The sequence below is a fragment of the Dietzia sp. SYD-A1 genome (assembly GCF_015356725.1).
GTDB lineage: Bacteria > Actinomycetota > Actinomycetes > Mycobacteriales > Mycobacteriaceae > Dietzia.
In genome coordinates, this window is record NZ_JADDKI010000574.1 from 1 (window position 1) to 7,577 (window position 7,577).

The window sequence follows — 7,577 nt, forward strand, 5'->3', positions numbered from 1 at the left end:
TCGCGCTGGGCCGCATGACCTCGCGCAGCTTGTCGACGGAGGGCTGGAAGTACCCTCCCAGGTCGACCTCTTTGCCCTGGACCTCGAGCAGTTCGCCGAGGATCGTGTCCTTGTCGGCCGTGAGCTTCTCGGCCAACGGGGCGAAGTGTGCGGCCAGGTCCGAATCGTCGGTCTGCTCGGCGAGCTCCTGGGCCCAGTACAGCGCGAGCCAGAACTGGCTACCCCGGTTGTCGAGCTCGCCGGTGACACGGGACGGCGACTTCCGGTTCTCCAACAGCTTGCCGGTGGCGGTGTCGAGCGTCTTGGCCAGGATCGTGGCCTTGGGGTTGTCGTCCTTCCGGCCGAGGTCGTCCAGGCTCGCCCCGAGAGCGAGGAACTCACCGAGCGAATCCCACCGCAGGTGGTTCTCCTCCACCAGCTGCTGGACGTGCTTCGGCGCCGACCCTCCCGCGCCGGTCTCGTAGAGCCCGCCGCCCGCCATGAGTGGGACGATCGACAGCATCTTGGCGCTGGTGCCCAGCTCGAGGATCGGGAAGAGGTCGGTGAGGTAGTCGCGCAGGATGTTGCCGGTCACCGAGATGGTGTCCAGGCCACGCCACGCGCGCTCGAGGGTGTACCGCATGGCACGCACCTGCGACATGATCTGGATGTCCAGGCCCTCGGTGTCGTGGTCCTCGAGGTACTTCTTGACCAGCGTGATGAGGTTGTTCTCGTGCGGCCGGTACGGGTCCAGCCAGAAGACCGCGGGCATCTCGGACGCGCGGGCGCGGTCCACGGCGAGTTTGACCCAGTCGCGGATCGGTGCGTCCTTGACGGTGCACATGCGCCAGATGTCGCCGGCCTCGACGTTCTGGGACAACAAGACCTCGCCGGTGGCGGCGTCGACGATGTTCGCGACCCCGTCGTACTGCACCTCGAAGGTCTTGTCGTGGCTGCCGTACTCCTCGGCCTTCTGGGCCATGAGGCCGACGTTCGGGACGGTGCCCATCGTGGTGGGGTCGAACGCCCCGTTGGTCTTGCAGAAGTTGATGATCTCCTGGTAGATCCGCGCGAACGTTGACTCGGGGATCACCGCCTTGGTGTCCTTCTTACGGCCGTCGGCACCGTACATCTTCCCGCCGATGCGGATCATCGCGGGCATGGACGCGTCGACGATGATGTCCGAGGGGGAGTGGAAGTTGGTGATGCCGCGCGCCGAGTCGACCATCGCGAGCTCCGGCCGGTACTCGTGGCACCGGTGCAGATCCTCGATGATCTCCTCCTTCTTGGAGGAGGGAAGCGAATCGATCTTGTTGTAGAGGTCGACCATGCCGTTGTTGACATTGATGCCCAGCTCCTCGAACAGATCGTGGTGCTTGGCGAAGGCCTCCTTGTAGAAGACCCTCACGGCGTGACCGAACACGATGGGGTGGCTGACCTTCATCATGGTGGCCTTGACGTGGAGCGAGAACATGACGCCCGTCTCCTTGGCGTCGTTGAGCTGCTCCTCGTAGAACTCGAGCAACGCCTTCTTGCTCATGAACATCGAGTCGACGACCTCGCCCTTCTCGAGGGGGACCGTCTTGAGGACGTGGGTCTCGCCGTCCGGGGTCACGACCTCCATGCGTGCGTCGCAGGCCCGGTCGAGGATGATCGACTTCTCGCCGGCGTAGAAGTCGCCGTGCGTCATGTGCGCGACGTGGGTCTGCGACGCCATCGACCACTTGCCCATCGAGTGCGGGTTTGCCCGGGCGTACTCCTTGACAGCCTTCGGGGCGCGGCGGTCGGAGTTGCCCTGGCGGAGCACCGGGTTCACGGCACTGCCCAGGCATGCCGAGAGCCGCTCGGCGGCCTCGACCTCCTCCGGGGTCTTGGGATCGTACGGGTACTTGGGGATGTCGTAACCCTTGGCCTGGAGCTCCGCGATCGCGGTGTTCAGCTGGGGCACCGAGGCGCTGATATTGGGGAGCTTGATGATGTTGGTGCCGGGCTTCTGGGTCAGCTCACCCAGCTCGGCCAGGTTGTCGGGCACCTTCTGCTCGTCGGTCAACCGGTCGGGGAACGCGGCCAGGATGCGGGCGGCGACCGAGATGTCGCTCGTCGTGACGTCTATGTCGGCGGCGTCCGCGAACGTGCGGACGACCGGGAGGAAGGCCTCCGTGGCCAGTCGTGGTGCCTCATCGGTGAGGGTGTAGATGATCTTCTGTCTGCCTTGGGTCATGTCGGCTCTCTTCGTTTCAGGCTGATCGTGTTCTTGTGGAACGGCATCAGCACGCCTGCACCATCATCACCCGAGCCGGGTCGGCGTCGCCATAACCCCCGGTGTGGTCGATCGGTGCACATGCGCGTTCGGTGATCGTCTCGGCGTCACCCTGCACTGTGACCGACAGCGCACGCCTTCGCGGCGTTTTCCGGAGTTGGGGACCCCGACCGGGGCGTGCCCTCCGGGTCCCGAACGCGGCGTGCCGAACAGGCCTAGGCTCGTGGGACAGCTACAGCCGAGGAGGCGTCGACGATGACCGATGTGGATCGACGAGCACGGGAACTGGCAGCTCTGCACGAGTCGGGCGACCTGATAGTCCTCCCCACCGTCTGGGACACCTGGAGTGCCCGGATCGCCGCGGCCGTGGGGTTCGAGGGACTCACCGTGGGGAGCCACCCGGTCGCCGACGCGATCGGGAGCGCCGACGGCGAACAGATGGATTTCGGCGAGTACCTCGAGGTGGTGGGCAGGATAGCCAGGTCGGTCGACCTCCCGGTGAGCGCGGACGTGGAATCCGGCTACGGACTCGCCCCGGACGAGCTGATCGCCCGCCTGCTCGAGGCCGGCGCGGTCGGCGCCAACATCGAGGACGTGGTCCACGGTGAGGGCGACCGGGTCCGCGACAAGCACGAGCACGCCGACTACATCGCCGCCGCCCGCCGGGCGGCCGACGACGCCGGGGTGCCCTTCGTGATCAACGGCCGCACCGACGCGGTCAAGTTGGGCGGCGAGGTCTTCTCCGACCCTCTCGCCGAGGCGGCCGAGCGCATCGTGCTGATGGAACAGGCGGGTGCGCGCTCGGTCTACCCGGTGGGCCTCACCTCCGCGGATCAGGTGACCAGGCTCGTGCGGGCGGTCTCGATCCCGGTCAACGTCACCGCTCATCCCGTGAAGGGCCACGGCGCCGGTGACCTCGCCGTCCTCAGGAACCTTGGGGTGCGAAGGGTGTCGTTCGGCCCGCTGTGGCAGATGTGGCTCACGAAGGTCTCCACCGAACAGCTCTCCTACTGGGCCGGCCCCGACCAGTAGCGGGTTCAGACCGTAGGGGGTGGCGTCAGTCCGATGCGCCCGGGCGTCTCCGGGCCGCTTTGGCCTGTGAGCGTCGACTCTTCGCCTCCAGTCGACGTAGGCGCGATCCGTAGGTCGGCCGTGTCGGCCGCCGGACCGCGTCGGGGGCGAGCGCCTCCCGGAGCAGGGCCGCGAGTCGGTCCCGCGCGGCCCGCCGATTCTGCCGCTGGGACCGGTGTTCCGACGCGGCGACGGTGAGGACGCTGCCCGCGAGCGACGGTGCGAGCCGGTCGAGAGCGCGGGCGCGTTGGGCGTCGTTCAGGGCCGTGGTCGTGGCGAGGTCCAGGCTCAGCTGCACACGGGAGTCCGTGGTGTTGACACCCTGACCGCCGGGTCCCGAGGACCGCGAGAACTGCTCGACGAGCTCTCCTGCGGGCACGCGGAGACCGTGGGAGAGGCCCGGGCCGGGCATCACTCGCAGATCGTCCATGACGTCCAGTGTGCGCCGCCGACATCCCCGGCATAACCATGACGCACGCTGGTAAGGGATATCTTCACATCTGGGCGTTCCGTGCCGTCGGCATGAGGATCCGAGCCCGGTGCGAGGGGATGACGATGAGCGAGAAGGTCGACGAACGGGTCGGGAGGAACAGGCGGGCCGCGGGGATCATCCTGGCGATCGCGTCGATCGCCCTGGGAGCCCTGGTGATCCTGGCCCACCTCGACCTCCCGGAGATCGTCAGGCTTGCGGGGATCGGTCTCGTCGTCGTCGGACTCGCGACGGTGATCGGCGTCGACGGCGCCGGACACTCCCGGCGGTGGACGCGGATGCTCACCGGTGTTGCCATGGTGGTGGCGGGAATCGTGGTGCTGGTGTGGCAGTCCGCGAGTATTCGCAGCCTGCTCTGGGTCATGGTCACCGCGCTGATCGTGCACGGGGTCCACACGATCGTGGCGGCGGTCCGGAGCGAGACCGACCGCCGGGTGGCGGGACTGTTCAGCGGCACCGCCGCCGTCCTGTTGGGGCTGTTGTGCCTGGTCTGGCCGGTTCTCGCGATCGAGCTGATCAGGTACGCGGTGGGCGCGTGGTTGGTGTTCGTGGGGCTGCGCGGGCTTGTGGATCCATGGTTCCACCGCCGACGGTCACGAGCGACCGACAGGGCGGAGTCGGGACTCCTCCGCCGATGGGGACGGACGATCCTCGCGGTGACGGTCTTCCTGGTGGTGGTCGCGCTCGCGATCGGCAGCGCCGTGCTGCTGCGCGGGGACGACCGCCCGGCACCCGACGGTTTCTACACCTCTTCGGAGCCACTACCCGCCGAAGCCGGGATGCTGCTCAAGGCCGAGACCCTCACCGTCGGCGTCCCCCCCGGGGCCGACGCCTGGCGCATCCTCTACACCAGTACAGCGCCGGACGACTCCGTCGTGGCCGTGAGCGGCACCGTCATCGCCCCGGGTGACCGCACCGCGGACCCCCTCCCGCTGCTCAGCGTCGCGCACGGGACCACCGGCATCGTCCCGCGATGCGCGCCGTCGCTGAGTCCCACCCCGTTCGCCGACGGTGCGGGAGAGGCGCTCACGCAGATGGTGATCCAGCACGGCTGGGCGGGGGTGATCTCGGACTACTCGGGTCTGGGCACGCCGGGAATGCACCCGTACCTGGTCGGAGAGGTGGAGGCGCGCAACGTCCTCGACGCCTCCCGCGCCGCGCAGCAGCTCGACGGCCTGAACCTCAGCAGCGACACCGTGGTCTGGGGGCACTCCCAGGGCGGGCACGGTGCGTTGTGGACCGGCCAGATCGCCGAGGACTACGCCCCCGAACTCACGGTGCTCGGCATAGCCGGTATGGCCCCCGCCACCGACCTCTACACCCTCGCCGAGATGAGCAAGGGCGAGGTGGGCGGTAAGACGGTGTCCGCCTACATCGCCCACTCGTGGAACGAGGTCTTCCCCGAGCTGGATCTGGCCGGGCGGCTCAACCCGGGCACCGCGCACGGCGTGGAGAAGATCGGCGAGCTGTGCTTCAACGAGCAGGACGCGATCGCCGCGCTGGTCCGGGGGACCCAGATCCCGGAGCAGGTGTTCCCCGATTCGGTGCTCGACGGCGATCTGGGGGAGAAGCTGCGGGAGAACTCGCCGACCGGCCCGTGGCCGGCGCCCGTGCTGATCGCCCAGGGGCTGGCCGACCCGCTGGTCAAACCGGCGATGCAGCAGGACTGGGTGGACGCCAGATGCGCGGACGGTGAACCGCTCGACTATCGGACCTTCCCCGGCCGGGACCACAACGGAGTGGTCGCCGCGGACTCCCCGCTGACCCCGCAGCTCGTCTCCTGGACCCTCGACCGCTGGAACCGGGTGGCCCCCACGCCCACCTGCTGAGCAGGTGCCGCACAACGTCGAGGCGACGAGAGTCTTGATAGTTTCCTATATAGGAATATGATCCCTGTCATGGCACGCGCATCCACCACCTCGGACGTGTTCAACGCGATCGCCGAACCACAGCGCAGGGAGATCCTGGTGCTCCTGCGGGAGGGTGAGCGGCCGGCGACCGAGGTGGCTGTGGAGCTGGGGATCACCCAGCCCGGAGCCTCCAAGCACCTGCGCGTGCTCCGCGAGGTCGGCCTGGTGCGCGACCGACGCGAGGGCAAGCAGCGCATCTACCACCTCGATCCCGGCGGGCTCCGACCCGTCCACGAGTGGGTCGGCGGGTTCGAGCGGTTCTGGAACGAGAGCTTCGACAGGCTGGACGACTACGTCCGCGAGATCGCGCGGGCCGAGGAGGAATAGACCATGGGGGAGAACAGGCGGGGCGACCCGGCCGGGCGGGAGACCGAGGACCGCGAGATCGCCATCACGAGATACATCGACGCGCCGCGCGAGTTGGTGTTCCGCGCGTTCACCGAGGTGCAGCACCTGGCCCGGTGGTGGGGACCGGAGGGGTTCACCACCACCACCCGGTCCTTCGAGTTCCGCGAGAACGGTGTGTGGGACTTCGTGATGCACGGCCCGGACGGAACCGACTACCAGGAGTGGATCACCTGGCGCGAGATCGTCCCGTCGGAGCGGATCGCGCTGCGTCACGGCGAGTCCGCGGAGGATCCGGAGGCGTTCGAGTCCGTCCTGGACTTCGAGTCCGAGGGCGGGGGGACCCGTGTCGAGTTCCGCACGATCTTCCCCACGAGGGAGCTCCGCGATCGCGCGGCGCAGGAGTACCACGCCGTCGAGGGCGGCGAGCAGACCCTGGCCAACCTCGCGGCCCACGTCGCCGAGCTCGCCGCCGGACAGGGGGAGCCGGGGGTCCGGAGGCAACTGGTCCGGGTCCACAACTTCTCCGTCTCGCTGGACGGGTTCGGAACAGGGGAGGGGCAGTGCCTCGAGGCGCCCTTCGGTCACGCCGGGCACCGGTTGTTGGAGTGGGCGCTACCGACACGAACCTTTCAGGACATGGGATTCCACGGGGACCGAGAGGCCTCGGTCGGGGTCGACGAGACGTTCGCGAGCCGATGGAACACGGGTGTCGGCGTGGAGATCATGGGCCGTAACAAGTTCTCCCCCACCCGGGGTCCATGGGGGGACGACCCGTGGCGTGGCTGGTGGGGAGACACCCCGCCCTTCCACACGCCGGTGATCGTCCTGACCCATCACCCCAGGCCGACGCTGGAGCTGGACGGCGGCACCACGTTCCACTTCATGGACGCCGACCCCGCCACGGCGCTCGACGCCGCGCGCGAACTGGCAGGTGGCCTGGACGTCCGCATCGGCGGGGGAGCGAGCACAATCCGTCAGTTCCTCCGGGCGGACCTGATCGACCAGATGCACATCGTCGTGGTGCCCGTCATCCTGGGTCGGGGTGAACGATTGTGGGACGGGGTGGAGGGGCTCGAGGAGCGGTTCCACATCGAGTCGACACCCTCCCCCAGCGGGGTCATCCACCTGAGCTTCTGGCGTCGTCGCACGCCGGGGCCGCGGACGACCTCAGGCGTGTGAGGAATCGCCGGGGCTCACCAGAGACCGCCTGGGACGCGGAGCCGGAGTAGAGCGCACTCGCGCAGGTCCTGCACGGCCGGCGGCAGCGGCATCGGCACGACGTCGGCCTCACCAATAGACTGGGCATCCACCACCCGCTCCGGATTCGAGGACCGCACGATGGCACCGCACGACCCCGGCGTCGCCCAGGCCGCGCCGCCCGAGCCGTCGTCACTCATCGGCCGCGTGCGCGAACCGTGCCTCCACGTGATGAGCTGGAACATCCGCCGGCCGGTGCCGGCCGTCATGACGCGGTCGGCGGACAGGTGGGATCGACGCGCGCCGGCGATCCGGTCGCTCC

7 protein-coding genes and 1 pseudogene are annotated in these 7,577 nt (G+C 68.6%); 5 read left to right on the forward strand and 3 right to left on the reverse strand.

What is annotated here, in order from left to right; genetic code table 11:
- A partial coding sequence (locus IY392_RS17075; protein ID WP_194861883.1) for an NADP-dependent isocitrate dehydrogenase occupies nucleotides 1-2,200 on the reverse strand: 2,200 nt, incomplete at its 3' end.
- Nucleotides 2,201-2,494: 294 nt separating this feature from the next.
- Between IY392_RS17075 and IY392_RS17080 the strand changes: the two genes are divergently transcribed.
- Nucleotides 2,495-3,271, forward strand: a complete 777-nt coding sequence (locus IY392_RS17080; RefSeq protein ID WP_194861884.1) for an isocitrate lyase/phosphoenolpyruvate mutase family protein — start codon at nucleotides 2,495-2,497, stop codon at nucleotides 3,269-3,271.
- A 25-nt stretch (nucleotides 3,272-3,296) separates the two neighbouring features.
- Here the strand turns inward: IY392_RS17080 and arfB are convergent, their stop codons facing one another.
- Nucleotides 3,297-3,740: an alternative ribosome rescue aminoacyl-tRNA hydrolase ArfB gene (gene arfB, locus IY392_RS17085; RefSeq protein WP_182611989.1), complete on the reverse strand. Its 444-nt coding sequence runs from the start codon at nucleotides 3,738-3,740 to the stop codon at nucleotides 3,297-3,299.
- 125 nt (nucleotides 3,741-3,865) lie between these two features.
- Between arfB and IY392_RS17090 the strand changes: the two genes are divergently transcribed.
- The 4 genes and pseudogenes from IY392_RS17090 to IY392_RS19715 all read left to right on the forward strand — a co-directional run bounded on the left by IY392_RS17090 (nucleotide 3,866) and on the right by IY392_RS19715 (nucleotide 7,237).
- Nucleotides 3,866-5,629 carry a lipase family protein gene (locus tag IY392_RS17090; RefSeq protein ID WP_228549571.1) on the forward strand — a complete coding sequence of 588 codons (1,764 nt, stop codon included), beginning with the start codon at nucleotides 3,866-3,868 and terminating at the stop codon, nucleotides 5,627-5,629.
- 69 nt (nucleotides 5,630-5,698) lie between these two features.
- Complete coding sequence (locus tag IY392_RS17095; protein WP_107758138.1) at nucleotides 5,699-6,037, forward strand: helix-turn-helix transcriptional regulator; 339 nt, start codon at nucleotides 5,699-5,701, stop codon at nucleotides 6,035-6,037.
- A gap of 3 nt (nucleotides 6,038-6,040) precedes the next feature.
- Nucleotides 6,041-6,502, forward strand: a pseudogene (locus IY392_RS19710) (SRPBCC family protein); the annotation flags it as partial.
- 57 nt (nucleotides 6,503-6,559) lie between these two features.
- Nucleotides 6,560-7,237: a dihydrofolate reductase family protein gene (locus tag IY392_RS19715; RefSeq protein ID WP_107758137.1), complete on the forward strand. Its 678-nt coding sequence runs from the start codon at nucleotides 6,560-6,562 to the stop codon at nucleotides 7,235-7,237.
- A 14-nt stretch (nucleotides 7,238-7,251) separates the two neighbouring features.
- Here IY392_RS19715 and IY392_RS17110 read toward each other — a convergent pair.
- Nucleotides 7,252-7,577, reverse strand: a 326-nt coding sequence (locus tag IY392_RS17110; RefSeq protein ID WP_194861886.1) for a hypothetical protein, incomplete at its 5' end; no start/stop codon positions are given.

Excerpts from the sequence above, each read along its gene's own strand:
- IY392_RS17095 (WP_107758138.1), top strand. The coding sequence starts at position 5,699 with ATGGCACGCGCATCCACCACCTCGGACGTGTTCAACGCGATCGCCGAA.
- IY392_RS17090 (WP_228549571.1), top strand. The coding sequence starts at position 3,866 with ATGAGCGAGAAGGTCGACGAACGGGTCGGGAGGAACAGGCGGGCCGCG.
- IY392_RS17080 (WP_194861884.1), top strand. The coding sequence starts at position 2,495 with ATGACCGATGTGGATCGACGAGCACGGGAACTGGCAGCTCTGCACGAG.
- arfB (WP_182611989.1), bottom strand. The coding sequence starts at position 3,740 with ATGGACGATCTGCGAGTGATGCCCGGCCCGGGCCTCTCCCACGGTCTC.